Source organism: Escherichia sp. E2586, from assembly GCF_005781105.1.
Lineage (GTDB): Bacteria > Pseudomonadota > Gammaproteobacteria > Enterobacterales > Enterobacteriaceae > Escherichia.
Genome location: NZ_VATN01000004.1, coordinates 138,658 through 156,644, shown reverse-complemented (window position 1 = coordinate 156,644; position 17,987 = coordinate 138,658). Strand labels below are relative to the sequence as shown.

General features: G+C 50.6%; 17 protein-coding genes and 2 pseudogenes. 10 read left to right on the top strand and 9 right to left on the bottom strand.

The genetic code is table 11. The features are described 5' to 3' along the window. Positions 1-12: 12 nt before the first annotated feature. Entirely contained in the window at positions 13-933 is a 921-nt protein-coding gene (locus FEK50_RS03895) for a dihydrodipicolinate synthase family protein (RefSeq protein WP_130204736.1), read from the bottom strand. Between the two features lie 151 nt (positions 934-1,084). Then, on the bottom strand, positions 1,085-1,912 hold the full coding sequence (locus tag FEK50_RS03890; protein WP_130221703.1) for an AraC family transcriptional regulator: 828 nt from the start codon (positions 1,910-1,912) through the stop codon (positions 1,085-1,087). Between the two features lie 311 nt (positions 1,913-2,223). Here FEK50_RS03890 and FEK50_RS03885 point away from each other — a divergent pair, with 311 nt between their 5' ends. From FEK50_RS03885 to yjiA, 7 genes are all read left to right on the top strand, one after another. Continuing rightward, positions 2,224-3,171 carry a 4-hydroxyproline epimerase gene (locus FEK50_RS03885; protein ID WP_130257902.1) on the top strand — a complete coding sequence of 316 codons (948 nt, stop codon included), beginning with the start codon at positions 2,224-2,226 and terminating at the stop codon, positions 3,169-3,171. Further along, positions 3,168-4,277, top strand: a complete 1,110-nt coding sequence (locus tag FEK50_RS03880) for an FAD-dependent oxidoreductase (protein ID WP_131161292.1) — start codon at positions 3,168-3,170, stop codon at positions 4,275-4,277. The genes FEK50_RS03885 and FEK50_RS03880 overlap by 4 nt, the downstream gene beginning before the upstream one ends. Further along, positions 4,274-4,537: a 2Fe-2S iron-sulfur cluster-binding protein gene (locus tag FEK50_RS03875; RefSeq protein WP_131161293.1), complete on the top strand. Its 264-nt coding sequence runs from the start codon at positions 4,274-4,276 to the stop codon at positions 4,535-4,537. The genes FEK50_RS03880 and FEK50_RS03875 overlap by 4 nt, the downstream gene beginning before the upstream one ends. Beyond that, entirely contained in the window at positions 4,518-5,783 is a 1,266-nt protein-coding gene (locus tag FEK50_RS03870; RefSeq protein ID WP_130204728.1) for an FAD/NAD(P)-binding oxidoreductase, read from the top strand. Before FEK50_RS03875 ends, FEK50_RS03870 begins: the two co-directional genes overlap by 20 nt. A 501-nt stretch (positions 5,784-6,284) precedes the next feature. Next, positions 6,285-8,435 (top strand): pyruvate/proton symporter BtsT, encoded by a 2,151-nt coding sequence (btsT, locus tag FEK50_RS03865; RefSeq protein ID WP_001309197.1) that lies wholly within the window; start codon positions 6,285-6,287, stop codon positions 8,433-8,435. Between the two features lie 49 nt (positions 8,436-8,484). Then, positions 8,485-8,688, top strand: a complete 204-nt coding sequence (locus FEK50_RS03860; RefSeq protein WP_000467859.1) for a YbdD/YjiX family protein — start codon at positions 8,485-8,487, stop codon at positions 8,686-8,688. A gap of 10 nt (positions 8,689-8,698) precedes the next feature. Beyond that, entirely contained in the window at positions 8,699-9,655 is a 957-nt protein-coding gene (yjiA, locus tag FEK50_RS03855) for a GTPase (RefSeq protein WP_131161294.1), read from the top strand. Between the two features lie 33 nt (positions 9,656-9,688). Here yjiA and FEK50_RS03850 read toward each other — a convergent pair whose 3' ends face one another. From FEK50_RS03850 to FEK50_RS24430, 5 genes and pseudogenes are all read right to left on the bottom strand, one after another. Beyond that, complete coding sequence (locus tag FEK50_RS03850) at positions 9,689-9,991, bottom strand: BrnA antitoxin family protein (RefSeq protein WP_000063150.1); 303 nt, start codon at positions 9,989-9,991, stop codon at positions 9,689-9,691. Next, entirely contained in the window at positions 9,978-10,265 is a 288-nt protein-coding gene (locus tag FEK50_RS03845; protein ID WP_131161295.1) for a BrnT family toxin, read from the bottom strand. The genes FEK50_RS03850 and FEK50_RS03845 overlap by 14 nt, the downstream gene beginning before the upstream one ends. 154 nt (positions 10,266-10,419) lie before the next feature. Beyond that, a complete protein-coding gene (locus FEK50_RS03840) occupies positions 10,420-11,154 on the bottom strand; it encodes a cell filamentation protein Fic (RefSeq protein WP_131161296.1) in 735 nt (244 codons plus the stop codon). Positions 11,155-11,197: 43 nt separating this feature from the next. Continuing rightward, on the bottom strand, positions 11,198-12,331 hold the full coding sequence (locus FEK50_RS24435; protein ID WP_240780250.1) for a DUF1524 domain-containing protein: 1,134 nt from the start codon (positions 12,329-12,331) through the stop codon (positions 11,198-11,200). A gap of 162 nt (positions 12,332-12,493) precedes the next feature. Next, positions 12,494-13,297, bottom strand: a pseudogene (locus tag FEK50_RS24430) (DUF262 domain-containing protein); the annotation flags it as partial. Positions 13,298-13,744: 447 nt separating this feature from the next. Here FEK50_RS24430 and FEK50_RS03830 point away from each other — a divergent pair. After that, positions 13,745-14,677 (top strand): hypothetical protein, encoded by a 933-nt coding sequence (locus FEK50_RS03830; RefSeq protein WP_131161298.1) that lies wholly within the window; start codon positions 13,745-13,747, stop codon positions 14,675-14,677. Positions 14,678-14,788: 111 nt separating this feature from the next. Next, positions 14,789-14,896: pseudogene (locus FEK50_RS24425) on the top strand (hypothetical protein); the annotation flags it as partial. A 41-nt stretch (positions 14,897-14,937) separates the two neighbouring features. On the opposite strand, the gene FEK50_RS03825 reads toward FEK50_RS24425, so the two are convergent. Next, positions 14,938-15,102, bottom strand: a complete 165-nt coding sequence (locus FEK50_RS03825) for a DUF1127 domain-containing protein (protein ID WP_105287040.1) — start codon at positions 15,100-15,102, stop codon at positions 14,938-14,940. Positions 15,103-15,278: 176 nt separating this feature from the next. Here FEK50_RS03825 and FEK50_RS03820 point away from each other — a divergent pair, with 176 nt between their 5' ends. Further along, complete coding sequence (locus FEK50_RS03820; RefSeq protein WP_131161299.1) at positions 15,279-16,691, top strand: PLP-dependent aminotransferase family protein; 1,413 nt, start codon at positions 15,279-15,281, stop codon at positions 16,689-16,691. Between the two features lie 241 nt (positions 16,692-16,932). On the opposite strand, the gene FEK50_RS03815 is transcribed toward FEK50_RS03820, so the two are convergent. After that, a complete protein-coding gene (locus tag FEK50_RS03815; protein WP_131161300.1) occupies positions 16,933-17,889 on the bottom strand; it encodes an Rpn family recombination-promoting nuclease/putative transposase in 957 nt (318 codons plus the stop codon). Between the last annotated feature and the right edge of the window lie 98 nt (positions 17,890-17,987).

Genomic DNA, 17,987 nt, shown 5'->3' with positions numbered 1-17,987 from the left:
TCTCTCCCCACCTCAAAGGCCCACGTCCGGCAGCGCAGGGCGAGTCGCCAGCGCTTTCTCAACTATCGCCACAACCTGGGCACGCGTTTCACCTTCCAGCGCCAGACGCGGCGGGCGAGTAACCTCACTGCCACGCCCCAACAGGGCTTCGCACAGCTTGATACACTGCACCAGGTCAGGGCGCGCATCGAGATGCAGCAGCGGCATAAACCAGCGATACAGCGCCATAGCCTCGTCAAAACGCTGTTGTTTTGCCAAACGGAACAACGTCTCACCTTCGCGTGGGAAGGCGTTTGACATCCCGGAAATCCAGCCTTCAGCGCCCACCGCAATGCTCTCAACCACGACATCATCCAGCCCTGCAAACAGCACAAAGCGATCTCCTACCGCATTGCGAAGATCGATAAAGCGACGAGTATCACCAGAGGAATCTTTAAAGCAGACAATATTTTCGCAATCAGCGAGTGTTTCCAGGATATCAGGGGTGACATCGTTTTTATAAATCGGTGGGTTGTTATAGACCATGATCGGCAGGTCGGTCGCCATTGCCACACTGCGGAAGTGCGCTGCAGTTTCATGAGGCTTAGACGAGTAAACCAAAGCAGGCATCACCATAACGCCATCAACACCGACCTTCTCGGCCTCTTTTGCCATCGTCCGGGCAAAGGCGGTGGTGAACTCAGCAACCCCGGCAATCACCGGAATTTTTCCGCCAGCAGCATCTTTCGCGACTTCGATGATTTGCAGTTTTTCCTGAGTGGTAAGTGACGTGTTTTCTCCTACGCTACCGCACACTACCAGGCCAGAAACCCCGTCTTTAACCAGGTTTTTCATCACCGCATGGGTGGCATCCAAATCAAGTGAGTAATCACTACGGAACTGAGTGCTAACCGCCGGAAAAACGCCACTCCAGTTAATCGCTTTATTGCTCATCTTTGGTTTCCTTATTGTCAACCTGTTGCGTTAATGTGAATTAAAAGTGAATTTCCATTAACAGATTGACCTCTCCTTGCGCTGGCGGCTTGTCGATTTTCTTTCCCCAGGATGACGAAATTAGCACAATGCCCGGTTGCGATTTGTCGTGCTACCCGACCAACGTCATCCGAAAATCACGCGGTGTTGAGCCTGTCATCGCCTTAAATTGACGGCTGAACGCACTGTGGTCGGTATAACCACACTGCAAAGCGATATCGGTAATCGGCGTAGTTCCGGCAAGCAACTCCGTGGCCTTTTCCAGTCGAACTTTGTGGATCATCTGGCGAGGAGTCAGGTGAAAAATCCGCTTACAGTAGCGTTCAATTTGCGCCACAGACATTCCGCTCATTTCAGTCAACTCTTCCATAGAGATCGCGCGGTGGTAGTGATTGCGAATGTGCTCATCGATGATCGCCAGACGTTGCCAGGCAGGATGACGCGCATGTGCTTCCTGGAGATCATGTGAGATCCCCGCCATTCCAATCACACGCCCCTGCATATCGCGCAGTGCCAGTTTCTGCGTCAGGCACCAGCCGCGTTCGCGCCCGTTATAGAGATGCATCTCCAGTTGATCACGTAACGCAACCCCTTCGCGTAGCACACGCAGATCCTGTTCGGTATATCCTCGTCCCAGCGCAGAAGGGAAAACATCTGCCGATGTCTTCCCCAGTAGCGATGTCACGTTTTTAAACCCGCAGCGTCGCGCCAATGTCATATTGACTAACAGATAACGGGCCTGCACATCCTTAATAAAAAACACCACATTAGGAATGGCGTTAAGAAGTGGCGCAATCAGTGCCAGTGCATTTAACAATGCCTGAATATTTTGTGGACGCTGCCGCGCCAGCCCCTCGCAAATTTGACTAAGTTCATCAACGGCCAGCGCAGTTTCTTCACAAGGGGAAAACTCAATAGTCTGATGACATATGCTGGACATAGCTGTTCCTCATAGCGATTGAGGATGAATGTTTATTAACCTTTAGTTAACATGACAAGTACTGAAAGCGCATTTTGCGATCCTTCCGTGTATTTCCACTTTCCGTTGCTCTCACTACTGACGAACGCTTGTTCTTGGTCTAACACATCACTAACAAGATGATTAATATTAAAAAAGTATGACCGCTCCTGGTGTCGCGAAATAATTCACTGTGCTGATTTCGTCATTTCCCTTGCAGAAACCCTTCAAGCGATAAAGTTGCAATTACGCCAGCATTTAGAAACATTTCGTTAACCACATGGAGCCAAAGCATGCATGTTCCTCACCAAATCACTGAACTCAGGGCTATCGACTCCCATACCGGAGGCGAGCCGACCCGGTTGATTATTGATGGCTTTCCCGATCTCGGTAGCGGCAGCATGGCCGAACGGCGCGAACGTTTTGCCCGGGAATTTGACAGTTGGCGCAAAGCCATAATTCTTGAGCCACGCGGCAACGACGTGCTGGTCGGCGCGCTACTGTGTGAGCCGGTTTCCCCTCATGCCACGGCGGGTGTCATCTTTTTCAATAATGCCGGATACCTGAATATGTGTGGACACGGCACTATCGGGCTTATTGCTTCACTGGCCTGGTTAGGTCGTATTAAACCAGGCGTTCACCGCATTGAAACCCCTGTTGGAGATGTAAACGCCACATTGCATGACGATGGCAGTGTGTCAGTTGAAAACGTTCCGGCCTGGCGCTGGCAAAAACAGGTAAGTGTGGAAACGGCGGTGGGTACAGTTACAGGTGATATCGCCTGGGGTGGCAACTGGTTTTTTCTTATTAATGATCATCCATTTGATATTGTGCCGGAACAAATCCCGCAGTTAACTGAATACGCCTGGGCGGTACGGGAAGGACTCGATAATGCGGGGATCGTCGGTGAAAATGGTGGCATTATCGATCATATCGAACTTTTTGCCGATGACGATCAGGCGGATAGCCGTAGCTTCGTCCTTTGCCCAGGCAAAGCGTGGGATCGTTCTCCCTGTGGCACAGGCACCAGCGCCAAGTTGGCCTGTCTGGCAGAGGACGGAAAACTCGCCCCCGGCGATATCTGGCGCCAGGCCAGTATTATTGGTAGCCAGTTTACGGCTCACTATACCCGCCATGGCGAGAAGATTATCCCCACCATTCGTGGAGAAGCCTGGGTATGCGGCGACAATCGCCTGCTCCTTAATCCGGACGATCCCTTCTGCTGGGGGATTAGCCTGTGAACAGCACGGAGGTCATTGTCATCGGCGCAGGCATCATCGGGGCCGCCTGCGCATGGCAACTGGCAAAACGAGGGGTGAGAGTCACGTTAATTGACGACGGCCGAGCCGGAGCTACAGCTGCAGGAATGGGGCATCTGGTCTGTATGGATGATGATCCCGCAGAACTGACGCTCTCTGCCTGGTCGCTGGAACTGTGGCGCACGTTGACGCCTCAGTTACCGGAAAACTGTGCCTGGCGCGGCTGTGGCACATTGTGGCTGGCGGAAACACCAGAAGAACTGGAAATTGCCCGAGAGAAGCAGCGACGTCTGGCATCGCAGAAAGTAAACAGCGAAATGCAAAGCGCCGCACAATTGGCCGAGCGAGAAGTTATGCTACGCCCGGGGTTATCCGGCGGGTTATGGGTGCCGGGCGATGGCATCGTCTACGCCCCAAACGTTGCCCGTTGGTTTATTGCCAATGCGGGCGATAAGCTGACACATCTGGTTGATCCGGCCATTCGTCTGGAAGAACCAACAGTGACATTACAGAGCGGTCGCCAATTACGCGCCGACGCGATCGTCATCGCCAGTGGTCTGGGGGCCAATACGTTACTGGGGGAGCCATGGCTGCGCGCGAAGAAAGGCCAACTGGCGATTACTGATCGCTATGGTCCACTGGTCAATCACCAACTGGTTGAACTTGGCTACGGCGCCAGTGCTCACGGCGGCGGCACGTCAGTGGCCTTTAATGTGCAGCCTCGTCCCACCGGCCAACTGCTGGTTGGCTCTTCGCGTCAGTTCGATAACCTGGATCGCGAACTGGACCTTCCACTCCTGGCCGCGATGCTGTCCAGAGCGCAACACTTTCTGCCGTCTCTGGCAACGCTCAATATTATTCGTTGCTGGAGCGGTTTTCGCGCCGCCTCGCAGGATGGCAATCCCCTTCTCGGTCCGCATCCTTCCCGTGCTGGCGTCTGGCTGGCTCTTGGTCATGAAGGGCTTGGCGTGACCACTGCCCCCGCCAGCGCGTCGCTGTTAGCCGCACAGTTGCTGGGTGAACGTAGCCTCGTATCTCCTGCCCCCTGGCTACCCGCCAGACTTATCTCCCTGGAGGCCAGCGCATGAGTGGCACCATTCGAGTTTTTATTGCCGGACAGCCCTGGTTTGTCCCGACGGGTATTAGCGTAGCGGCGGCACTGGCCTTAACTAATAACCCCATTACGCGCCTTTCGGTGAGCGGGCAACCACGTACACCCTTCTGCGGCATGGGAGTTTGCCAGGAGTGTCGGGTGAGCGTTAATGGTCGTCGGGTACCAGGTTGTCAGACCCTTTGCCAGCCAGACATGCAGATTGAAAGGAGCGGATATGCAGACCTTACAGTGTGACATTTTAATTCTCGGTGCAGGTCCGGCGGGGCTATCAGCTGCTCTGGCCGCAGCAAAGTGCGATAAGCAGGTCATCATTCTTGATGATAATCCGCGTCCTGGCGGTCAAATCTGGCGCGATGGCCCACAAAGTCAGCTTCCTCCACTGGCCCGCCATTACCGCGATGCCGTTGCCAACGAATCGCGGATTCGTGTGCTCAACGGAGCGAGGTTAATCGCCCGCCGCAGCGAAAATTGTGTACTGTTCGAAACTGCAGAAGACTACGGCACAGTAAGCTGGAATAAGCTGATTCTCTGCTGCGGTGCTCGTGAACTTGCATTACCGTTTCCAGGCTGGACGCTGCCCGGTGTCAGTGGCGCGGGTGGGTTACAGGCACAAGTGAAACAGGGGCTGCACATGGCGAATCAAAAAGTGGTTATTGCCGGAAGCGGGCCACTATTACTGGCCGTTGCTGACACCGTTCGCCGTGCCGGAGGCGAAGTGGTGGCGATTGTGGAACAAGCCCCACGCGCAGCGCTATTGCGCTTTGGCCTCGGGCTATGGCGTTGGCCGGGTAAGCTGCGCCAACTGGCGACACTATTTCCTCGTCGTTATCTCAGTGCAAGCCAGGTTATCGCTGCTCACGGCGACGCCACATTGCGTGCTGTCACCCTCCGACACAATGGTAGGGAAATCACACTGCCATGCGACAAATTGGCTATTGGCTATGGTCTGGTGCCTAATCTTGAACCAGGGTTGTTCTTCAATTGTGTCATCAGCAATGATGCCGTGCAGGTGGATGAACTTCAGCGAACCTCGGTTAAAAACATCTATGCAGCCGGTGAATGTACTGGATTTGGTGGCAGTGAACTGGCACTGATAGAAGGTGAGATAGCCGGACTTTGTGCGGCCGATCGCGCCCATGAAACCAGGTTTCTGCAACAAAAACGTGCCGGGTGGCAGCGCTTCGCCCTTGCACTTCATAAAACCTTTGCCCTGCCCGAAAGTCTCAAGCGCGTTGCGACACCAGAAACGCTGCTTTGCCGCTGCGAAGACATTCGCTGTAGCGATGTAGAGCAAGCACAAAGCTGGCTGCAGGCCAAATTAACGACCCGCTGCGGCATGGGAGCCTGTCAGGGGAGAACCTGCGCCGCTACCGCTCGATGGTTGTACGGCTGGCCATTACCGCAACCGCGAGAACCCCTTTCCCCCTCTCGCAGCGAAACGTTAATTGCCCTGGCGCACCAGCCACCTTCACCACATTAAATCCCTGATAAGGATTTGACGTTAATGGCTTATCCGGTCTGGTAAATCTTACAAATTCAATACATTGCAGAATCTATCCAGGCCAGATAAGCATGGCGCATCTGGCAATTATTGAGGCGCAAACGAGAAATCTATCCAGGCAAAAAAATTCGTGATCTCAATCACATATTAGCCCGGCGAATAATTCTTGCCCAACCGCTCACCGCCATTCCTGACCGCTTACGTCCCTAATATAACCACTCAGTTATTTACCTTACTTTACGCGCGCGTAACTCTGGCAACATCACTGCAGGATAGCGGTCAATTTACCTCCTCAAACGCAACGCAAACCTAGAACGGCTTCGGCCAATGATTAACAAATTACTCTATGGATTTTGGTTTGCAGGAAGGCAGCCAGTGAGTGAATCCCCGGGAGCTTACAACAGTAAGTGACAGGGGTGAACGAACGCAGCTGCCGCAACTGTAAGCCAAAAGACGACGAGTAAAATGCCAGGTTTTACTATGGATACGAAAAAACTATTCAAGCACATACCCTGGGTGATTCTCGGAATCATCGGTGCATTCTGCCTCGCGGTAGTTGCATTACGTCGGGGGGAGCACGTCAGCGCCCTGTGGATCGTGGTCGCCTCTGTGTCGGTGTATCTGGTGGCGTATCGCTACTACAGTCTGTACATCGCCCAGAAGGTGATGAAACTCGACCCCACGCGCGCGACGCCTGCGGTTATTAACAACGACGGTCTGAACTACGTTCCGACCAACCGTTACGTGTTGTTTGGTCACCACTTCGCCGCTATCGCCGGTGCTGGTCCGCTGGTTGGTCCGGTTCTCGCCGCGCAGATGGGCTACCTGCCTGGCACGCTGTGGCTGCTGGCGGGGGTAGTGCTGGCCGGTGCGGTACAGGACTTTATGGTGCTGTTTATCTCCTCTCGCCGTAACGGCGCATCTCTCGGTGAGATGATCAAAGAAGAGATGGGGCCAGTACCGGGGACTATCGCGCTGTTTGGCTGTTTCTTAATCATGATCATCATCCTCGCCGTCCTGGCGCTGATTGTGGTTAAAGCCCTGGCCGAAAGTCCGTGGGGTGTCTTCACCGTTTGCTCAACCGTACCGATTGCGCTGTTTATGGGTATCTACATGCGCTTTATCCGTCCGGGGCGTGTGGGTGAAGTCTCTGTCATTGGTATCGTGCTGCTGGTTGCCTCTATCTACTTCGGTGGCGTGATTGCTCACGATCCGTACTGGGGTCCGGCACTGACCTTTAAAGACACCACCATTACCTTTGCGCTGATTGGTTATGCGTTTGTTTCCGCACTGCTGCCAGTGTGGCTGATCCTCGCACCGCGCGACTATCTGGCAACCTTCCTGAAAATCGGCGTTATCGTCGGCCTGGCGCTGGGTATCGTGGTGCTGAACCCGGAACTGAAAATGCCTGCGATGACCCAGTACATTGACGGTACTGGCCCGCTGTGGAAAGGCGCTCTGTTCCCGTTCCTGTTCATCACCATCGCCTGTGGTGCGGTATCTGGCTTCCACGCGCTGATCTCTTCCGGTACGACGCCAAAACTGCTGGCTAACGAAACCGACGCGCGTTTCATCGGCTACGGCGCAATGCTGATGGAGTCCTTCGTGGCGATTATGGCGCTGGTTGCTGCGTCCATCATCGAACCGGGTCTTTACTTCGCGATGAACACACCGCCTGCGGGCCTTGGCATCACCATGCCTAACCTGCATGAAATGGGTGGCGAGAACGCGCCGATCATCATGGCGCAACTGAAAGACGTTACCGCACACGCGGCGGCGACTGTCAGCTCCTGGGGCTTCGTGATTTCGCCAGAGCAGATCCTGCAAACCGCGAAAGACATTGGTGAGCCTTCTGTCCTGAACCGTGCAGGTGGTGCGCCGACGCTGGCGGTAGGTATCGCTCACGTGTTCCACAAAGTGCTGCCGATGGCTGACATGGGCTTCTGGTATCACTTCGGTATTCTGTTCGAAGCTCTGTTCATCCTGACCGCGCTGGATGCCGGTACCCGTTCTGGCCGCTTTATGCTGCAAGACCTGCTGGGTAACTTCATCCCGTTCCTGAAAAAAACCGACTCTCTGGTTGCCGGTATCATCGGTACTGCGGGCTGTGTGGGTCTGTGGGGCTACCTGCTGTATCAGGGCGTGGTCGATCCGCTGGGCGGCGTTAAGAGCCTGTGGCCGCTGTTCGGTATCTCCAACCAGATGCTGGCAGCCGTGGCGCTGGTACTGGGCACCGTTGTGCTGATTAAGATGAAGCGCACCCAATACATCTGGGTAACTGTTGTTCCGGCTGTATGGCTGCTTATCTGCACCACCTGGGCGCTGGGTCTGAAACTGTTCAGCACCAACCCGCAGATGGAAGGCTTCTTCTACATGGCGAGCCAGTACAAAGAGAAGATTGCTAACGGTACTGACCTGACGGCGCAGCAGATTGCCAACATGAACCACATCGTTGTGAACAACTACACCAACGCAGGCCTGAGTATTCTGTTCCTGATTGTGGTGTACAGCATCATCTTCTACGGTTTCAAAACCTGGCTGAAGGTGCGTAACAGCGACAAACGTACTGACAAAGAAACACCGTACGTTCCAATCCCGGAAGGCGGCGTGAAGATCTCTTCGCACCACTAATCGTGTTTAGCCCCGCTTCGGCGGGGCTTTGTTCTTATCAGAGTGAACTATGTTTGGTAACTTAGGACAGGCAAAAAAATATCTCGGCCAGGCGGCGAAGATGTTGATTGGCATTCCAGACTACGACAACTACGTCGAGCATATGAAGACCAACCATCCCGACAAGCCGTACATGAGCTATGAAGAATTCTTCCGCGAACGTCAGAACGCGCGCTACGGCGGCGATGGTAAAGGCGGTATGCGCTGTTGTTAATGGAGAGAGCATGAACCCGATTGCAGTTACCCTACTCACCGGTTTTTTAGGCGCGGGAAAAACCACCCTGCTGCGCCATATTCTTAACGAACAACACGGCTACAAGATTGCCGTGATTGAAAACGAATTCGGCGAAGTCTCCGTTGATGATCAACTAATTGGCGACCGCGCCACGCAGATCAAAACGCTGACCAACGGCTGCATCTGCTGTTCGCGCTCCAACGAGCTGGAAGACGCACTACTCGACCTGCTGGATAATCTCGACAAGGGCAATATTCAGTTCGACCGTCTGGTCATTGAATGCACCGGCATGGCCGATCCCGGCCCGATTATTCAGACCTTTTTCTCCCATGAGATTTTATGCCAGCGTTACCTGCTGGACGGCGTGATTGCGCTGGTGGATGCGGTACATGCCGATGAGCAGATGAACCAGTTCACCATCGCCCAGTCCCAGGTTGGCTACGCCGACCGTATTCTGCTGACCAAAACCGACGTCGCAGGCGAAGCAGAAAAACTGCGCGAACGTCTGGCACGCATCAACGCCCGCGCACCGGTCTACACCGTCACCCACGGCGACATCGACCTGGGCCTGCTGTTCAACACCAACGGTTTTATGCTGGAAGAGAACGTCATCAGCACCAAACCGCGTTTCCACTTTATCGCGGATAAACAAAACGATATTTCGTCGATTGTGGTGGAACTGGATTACCCGGTAGATATCAGCGAAGTTTCCCTGGTGATGGAAAACCTGCTGCTGGAATCAGCAGATAAACTGCTGCGTTACAAAGGGATGCTGTGGATTGACGGCGAACCTAACCGCCTGCTGTTCCAGGGCGTCCAGCGCCTCTACAGCGCCGACTGGGACCGCCCGTGGGGCGATGAAAAACCGCATAGCACGATGGTGTTTATCGGGATTCAGCTGCCGGAGGATGAGATTCGGGCGGCGTTTGCGGGGTTGAGGAAGTAATTTTGGATGATGGCCGCCATGTGGCGGCCTGAATTATTTTTTGTTCTGATCGCGCAGCATCGCTTCACGTAAAATTGCGTTCAGGCGAGTTTGATAGCCTTTACCTGGTCGCTTCAACCATTCCATCACATCAGCATCAATACGCACCGAAGCCTGAGTTTTCAATGGCCGATAAAACTTACCGCGTTCTGCGTTAGACCATTGCTCATCGCTGGAAGGCGGGATATCACTGTAATCAATATCTTCGTCGGATTTATTCGCCAGTGCCTTCAGTTCGGCCTCATGCTGCACATCGAGTGTAGAGGGTGTCCCTCGTTTATGTTTAACCATGCTCATAGCGGCTCCTCTCTTTACGATCTGCTTTTCGTGCACTGATGATTCGAATAATTTCATTTCCGCTTTCGAAACGGATGGTATGCGCAACCAGAATAACCACGATGCCGTAAACCAGGCCTATTGTCTGCCAGCGATACTCACCGTTTTCTATGCGTTCTTGCTGTGACAAATGTTGTGGATCATCAAACACTAACACCGCATCTTCAAAGCGGATGCCATGTTTCACCCGATTACTTTTGGCCTTGTTTGCATCCCATTCAAACTCCATAGGCATAGTTGCCATCCCTGATTGTATATACAAAAATGTATCTACAATTATTCTGCAATTATAGCGTTGATGTTGGAAATAGCATCACGTTTTAGGAAAAGATAGGGAAGTTGATATTAAAGGGCTGGATGGCAACATTGGGACACCATCCAGCACTTATTCAAACCTGATAGCAATCCACCAAAAATGCCATCATTTCACTGGCATCTTTGCTGTGATAAAAGCGCACCATTTTGCTGTTGAACTCCAGCGCACGAGCTGCGGGTACACTAATGGGATTGTAACCGTGGCGCATTAACCAGCCGTTCATCATATGGCGACTGGTACGCTTGTTGCCATCAAAGAAAAACTGATAGTAGGCTCCAAAAAGGAACATCGCCAGCGCCCCTTCGAACGGTGGCATCTCTTTTATTTGTGCCACACCTGCGGCGAATATTCGATTCAGTTCAGGTGCACCTGCTTCAGTGGCTGGTGGAAAATGAGTGCCCAGTTCACCGAGATGAACGCGCGCATTGTAATGTAACTCTTCACCTTCGCCGCGAAAAACACCCCACTCCAGCGCCTCATTACGCGCAATAATGCCGTTAAGCAACGTGAACGTTTTCTTATCAAGGTCGAAACGCCCGGATTGCACAAGTTCAATCAGTTTTTTTGCGCTATCTGCCAGGTTCAACACCTGCTCAGTATCACTGACCTTATGCCCGCCAACGGTGACACCATCGAGCAGCGTTTTAACTTCAACAAAGGTATAGGGGTTATTTTCCAGTTGCGCGGCATCCCAGACAAACCCTGCCATATGCGTTTTGAAGGTAAACAAGGCTGCGCGCGTACCGACAATTTGCATCGCCGGGATGGCATTTGCATTCCAGCTCAGGTCCAGTAGTTTGGTTGTCATTAGAGGATCCTTGATTGCTTGGTAAAGAGGATATTATTCCATATTAAACCATCGCGTTATCCATCTGCTTTTCAAATGCCTGACGAATTAATCCCATCACATAAGGAAGCTCAGAAAGATCGCTGAAGCCTACTTCAACATCGCCATTGCCCCAACGGCCTATATCTGTGACATCTTTAGCCATACATTTTGGGTCAACCAGTTCATGGAATGGCATATTTAGTGATAAACGTAAGCGACTTTTTTGCGGCACCACATCAACAAAATTCGTCTCCGCTTTGAAGGCAACATAGAGCTTCAATATTTCTCGCGTAACCCCAGCGTCCAGCGCCATAACGGCATCAGAAAGACTGTCAAAAAGTACGCGGATGTGCGTACCTTCTTCAAGTTGCGGGAAATCAGCAAGGACATATCCCGTTCCTCGTTCAACGACGGTGCGATAACGAGCCAACACGTCTTCAGAAAGTTTGGGGATCGCCCAGACGTCTATTGCCAGCTCGGCCAGACGTTCCGCTCTCTTTTGTATCGCTGCACGATCCCATATTTCACATTGCCCTAACCCCGTGTTCAGGCGTAATGGACTTTCCTTAAAGCCACCTTTTATATCTCGTTTCTTCGCAAATGGACGGTCGCTGTAGCTTGAGTTATAGCCAGTTAACGTTAAATTACCCAACGTATGGAGCCACTTTTTATGGATACGCTTCCATTCCGGACCAAGGTCATCGCGCCACTTCGCCGATAAATTAGGGTTCTGCGGCATGATATGTTCAATCGTATATTCGTCTACGCAGACCCGTTCTTTACGACCGTGGTTTTCAAATCTGCGTAGCCAATAGCTGCGATTACGGAAGTTGTAGAGATCGCGAGTTTTCAGTTCACGTTGAAATTCATCATCATCCGGGAAACGACGGTAGGAAGGTAGTTCCAGCAATTGCGCCGCAATGCTCTCCAGATAACGCTCTTTATCCAGCACTTTGTAAAACGTGGCGAAAGTTTTAGTAAATGAGTTGGTGGGAATGGCACAGACTGCGCGCCGGAAGATATACGACTCAATTAAACGCGCGGCACTTAAAAAATCCGCGGAAGAAAGAATTCCCTGTTTATAGTCGTGATAAAGCACCAACAGGAACGGCCATGCAGCATCAACTTTAAGTTCCCGCAGATCCTGAAACGCCATCTTTAATATTTTGTCTTTTTCGCTATCCAGCGCCATCGCACAAAAATAGTCAGCAAACGTACGAATATCCGCAACCAGCGCCTCCATCCCACTATCCATCACTCCAGGTTTTCGCGCATAGCGTTTAAAGGCTTCATAGACATCACCAATTCGCGGAATCTCACCTGTTTTTACCGTCAGGTAATTACGCATAAAACTGTCGAAATAGTCAGTGTATCCCTTCTGACCAAACGCCAGCTCCATGGGCCGCCAGTAATCGTCATACAGTTGGCTTTGATGTTCTGGCTCCAGCCCCATCAAAACATAGTTGCGTACTAGATCCGCCTGACTCAGCGCTTTTCCTGTTGAGTTCATGCTTTCGAAGATTAGTTGCGGATTATCCTGACCGCGATTCAAGGCGACATCCACAATAAGCAGTTTGGAAAGGCCCTGACATAACGCGGTGAAATTGCCGTGGAGTTTGCCTATTTGCTCATAGAAAAACTCAAAATTCTCTTTCACGCGTAGAGAGCAATTTTCTGCCAGCGGTTTTTGCCTAATCAATGCCAGCAGGCTTTCTCTGTCCGTTTGCGTAAGCAGTAACTTAAAACCACGCTCGCCCGATTCATACGGATTGAGCAGATAATAGTTTCGTAATTTCATGGCGGAGAAACCATCCATCACCTCGTCATCGCCAAGATGTCTGGACAACGCTTCCAGCAATAACATCGCCGTTGTCAGGCGTTGCTGACCGTCAATCACCAGTAATGGCGAGATCCCCGAAACCTGATATAGGCCCTGTTCGATATACACCACCGAGCCGATGAAATGCGCCGGGACATCATCACGCTGCCCGGCACGTATTACATCGTCCCAGAGCTGGCGGCACTGTTCCTCTGACCATGAATAAGTACGCTGATAAATGGGAATAACGAATTGCTGAGAGCGTTTTAGAAAATCGAGTAATCGGGCTTCGGTGGCTTTCATGAATGACTCCTGTCAAATTGCGCTGGCAAACGGCGTCATTATGCTGCGAATAGCAAAATCAAGTAACTATATTTCTGTTACTACGAAAACATCATATTCTAGGAAATCTCTTAATACAGCACGAAACTTCTCGTGCAATCATTCATTAAAGCAATGATTAAATCGAATTTATATAAATTATAAATTAATCTTTTCCTTTATAATTCGAAACTATAATTATGACATCAACTAATTAGATAATCCCCCCTCCCTGATACGTAAAAAACTTGTTACAGATTATCGTGACATGTTCTAAAAATCACTCTAATAATAAAAAACAAAATTATTTGATAATAAATATAACCAACAGAACTTTCTTTGCCCATCGCAGTCATAATATCGAGAATATCATTAATGTCACAACGTGTTCATTCTCAAAAGTGAAAATAACTTACAAGGAAACAAATTATGGCCGAAGGATTAAAAATGTTTTATGCTCGCTATATAAGCGATAAAACTAATGCCATACCAGTATCAGATATCAAACCAGAAGCAAAAGATGGGTTGATATGTCAATACTGTGAAGCAAAAATTAGTTTAGTTTCTGCTCATAAACGTAACGGAAGGCAAGTTTCGGCATATTTACGTTTGCAAAAAAACGCTAAACATTCAACCAATTGTGATAATATGGTACGTTCCGCCGTAAACAAATTTGTTGCTCAGTCTCGAAATGCTGAAGATGATGAACCAATCTTTGAAGAAGAGAATAAAACCATTATTTTCCGGATGAATATATTGATAAAGTCTGGCAATGCAATGAAAGCAGCACTCATCGCAATGAATAACGAGCCTGACCCTGAGAAAAAGTCTCGAAAAAGAACGCAATATCAACGATTAGAAAAACAACTTAGTAGTTATTTAAACTCTGCGTCAGGCATAGCAAAGATTAGAGCCAGAATTGAAGAAAGCAGTGATAAAAAATTACTTTCAGATCTTATTAAAATAGATCTTTACGATCAAACAATAAATTGGAATGATTTTTTCTACGATGAAGATCGTTATCCAATTCTGTTCAAAAGAGCAAACAAGATAAATCACCCTATAGCGATTTTACTCACTGTCAAAGAACCACAAAAATGTGTCGAAAAGTCCGATGGGAAATTTTACTCACTGAAAGGTGAGATCTGTAATGTAAACAACAACGATAACACTAAAAATTATTTTTCTCCATCATTAACGAGTTTCTCCTCAAGTTTATTGAATACCCTTAAACCTCAAGAAGAGATTATTGTGGTAGGTTATTTCAGAACATCAACCAATCCATGGAAAAATGGAATAACCTATAAAAACTTAAATTTTATAATTAATGATAAAAAACAGATAAAACTATTAAAAGGTTGAGTCAAGGAACTCATTCATATCATTTATAATTTACTCGGGCTTTCTTTCTCTTCACCGATGCTATATTCATGCTTGTAGCCCGTTGCGGATATTCCCCCTTCCGCCGTCGAAGAGAGCGAACATATGCGGTTGCTGCGCCAGGTGTGCAGGCTGTCGGCGCGTAAACAAAAGCAGGTGCAGGAGTTTATTGGGGTGATTAGTCGCAAAACGTCATGCTAAGTTTCTCTCCCCTTCCCCACACGGGAAGGGGAATTGCCCCCTCACTCCACATCCTCCCTGCGTAGCCCAATATCCCTCAACCGTTCATCACTCATCTGCTGTAACACCCGCCGAGTCTGCTTTTTCAGCCACCAACTCCTCACCGCCTGCCAGAGTTGCACAAGTCCGATAAACGGCGCTTTAGCTTTGTTTTCGTGAAATTCCATCAGCTGCCTCCTCATCTTTCAGAGGCTTCATCATCCGCCTTCTGGCAGCTCACAATACAGATGCAAATATTACTTTTATTTAACATACAGACAGGTTAAAACAGCATCTGCATCCGGTTTTTTAGCCTCATCTGTACCGGTTTTTCTCTCTGTATGGTCCAAAGAAGGAATACAGCATGACGCGTTACCAACATCTGGCGACTCTGCTTGCCGGGCGGATTGAGCAAGGGCTGTATCGTCACGGGGAGAAATTGCCGTCGGTGCGCAGCTTAAGTCAGGAGCACGGCGTCAGCATCAGCACCGTGCAGCAGGCGTATCAGACGCTGGAGACGATGAAGCTTATCACTCCGCAACCACGTTCGGGTTATTTTGTCACGCAACATAAAGCCCAGCCGCCAGTGCCGCCAATGACACGTCCGGTGCAGCGCCCGGTGGAAATTACCCAGTGGGATCAGGTGCTGGATATGTTGAAAGCGCATAGCGACAGTTCTATTGTTCCGTTCAGTAAAAGCACGCCGGATGTCGAAGCGCCCAGCCTGAAACCGCTCTGGCGGGAGCTAAGTCGGGTGGTGCAGCATAATCTACAAACCGTTCTCAGCTATGATTCATTAACCGGTCAGCGGGTATTGCGCGAGCAGATTGCCCGACTGATGCTCGACAGCGGCTCGGTGGTCACCGCTGATGACATTGTCATCACCAGCGGCTGTCATAACTCGATGGCGCTGGCGTTAATGGCAGTGTGTAAACCAGGCGATATCGTCGCGGTCGAATCGCCCTGTTATTACGGTTCGATGCAGATGCTGCGTGGCATTGGCGTGAACGTGATTGAAATCCCGACCGATCCAGAAACTGGCATCAGCGTTGAAGCGCTGGAACTGGCGCTGGAACAGTGGCCGATTAAAGGCATCATTCTTGTGCCAAACTGTAATAATCCGCTGGGATTTATTATGCCGGACGCGCGCAAACGGGCCGTTCTCTCTCTCGCTCAGCGTCATGATATTGTAATTTTTGAAGATGATGTCTACGGCGAGCTGGCAACGGAGTATCCGCGCCCGCGGACCATTCATTCCTGGGATATCGACGGCCGGGTGCTGCTGTGCAGCTCGTTCAGTAAAAGCATTGCGCCTGGCCTGCGCGTGGGTTGGGTCGCGCCGGGACGTTATCACGATAAACTGCTACATATGAAATATGCCACCAGCAGCTTTAATGTACCGTCCACGCAAATGGCGGCAGCAACATTTGTACTGGAAGGTCACTATCATCGCCATATCCGGCGTATGCGGCAGAACTATCAGCGCAATATGGCGCTTTATACCTGCTGGATACGGGAATATTTTCCCTGCGAAATCTGTATTACGCGCCCGAAAGGCGGATTTTTGCTGTGGATAGAATTGCCTGAACAGGTCGATATGGTCTGCGTCGCGCGGCAGCTGTATCGCATGAAAATCCAGGTGGCGGCAGGCTCGATTTTCTCGGCCTCCGGCAAATACCGTAATTGTCTGCGCATCAACTGCGCTTTGCCGCTCAGCGAAACCTATCGCGAAGCACTGAAGCAAATTGGCGAGGCCGTGTATCGGGCAATGGAATAATTTCGAAATAGTGGCGAAACACCTGATTTACTCTCACGAATCACCTGTAACTCGTTTTATCTCTGCTGGGCCATCGCCACGTTCCAGCATGGCTTAGGCCAAGCGCGCTTTGTTCATGCCGGATGCGGCGTGAACGCTTTATCCGGCCTACAAACCGCGAAAATTCAATAGATTGCAGAGATTATGTAGGTCTGATAAGCGTAGCACATCAGGCAGCTTTGCGTTTGTCATCGGCCTCTGATTAGTACTCGATCCATGGATCGCGCTTGCTTTCAGGCAAGGGCTGATCTAATGCCTGCATTTGCTCTGCCGAAAGTCCGGTAATCTTTTGTATCCATTCAGGATCCGCCCCATTCTGCAACAACAATCGGAGGAGGCTCTGTTCCCCTTCTTCTTTCCCTTCTTTCCTCCCCCTCTCCCTTCCCAACAGCCATCCATCATTATGAATTCGCTCTGCAATGGTCATTATTCGCTCCCTGTGTTGTGGCATTCGACTGGTTAGTTCGCTGATAAACTCTTTAAAACTCGCTTCATCGCCAGCCAGTAAAATGTAATTTAACAGCGCGGTTATCTGGCTGTCATTAGCGCACTCTGTAACCAGTAATACTACCAGTTGGTCGATAAGCCCCATCAGATCGCGCTGGCGAATATGCTTTTGGATCAACTCCAACAGGGCGACTCTGCGATGCTGCACAATCTCGTCGTCTGGCACGACAGTGATATCCACCAGCGGGAACGCGGCGTTATAAAGCTTCCGTGCGGTAGTTGGGTCGGCAAATTCGTCCAGCCAGCACAGGGACCAGGGATAAGGACTACGGCTACCGTGATAAAACAGCATCGGGATGACCAGCGGTAGCGACCGGCGTTTATCATGCTCGATATGGCGCTGCATCACCGCCATGGAATAGCGCATCAGACGAAACGCCATATGGATATCCTCGCGGCTCTGATGTTCAATCACCACATAGATATAGCCATCGCCTTCGCGGGTCTTTACCGACCATAAAATATCGGAGTGTAGCGCCCGCAATTTTTCATCGACAAAGCTGGCAGATTCCAGTTTTAAGGTGTCGAGATCGCACAGTTCACGTAAGCCTTTTGGTAAATGGATCTCCATAAAATCCCGCGCAGTGTCAGGGTGCGTGAGAAAGGTTTTAAATAATGCATCATGCGGCGTGCTGGTCGTGAAGTTTGTCATGGCGATCCATCACCTGTTGATAAGATGACCCGACTTTAGCGACTAATAAAACCATTCTCACCCGGCAATTTCCCATTCCCCGAGGCACTTTCCAGGCT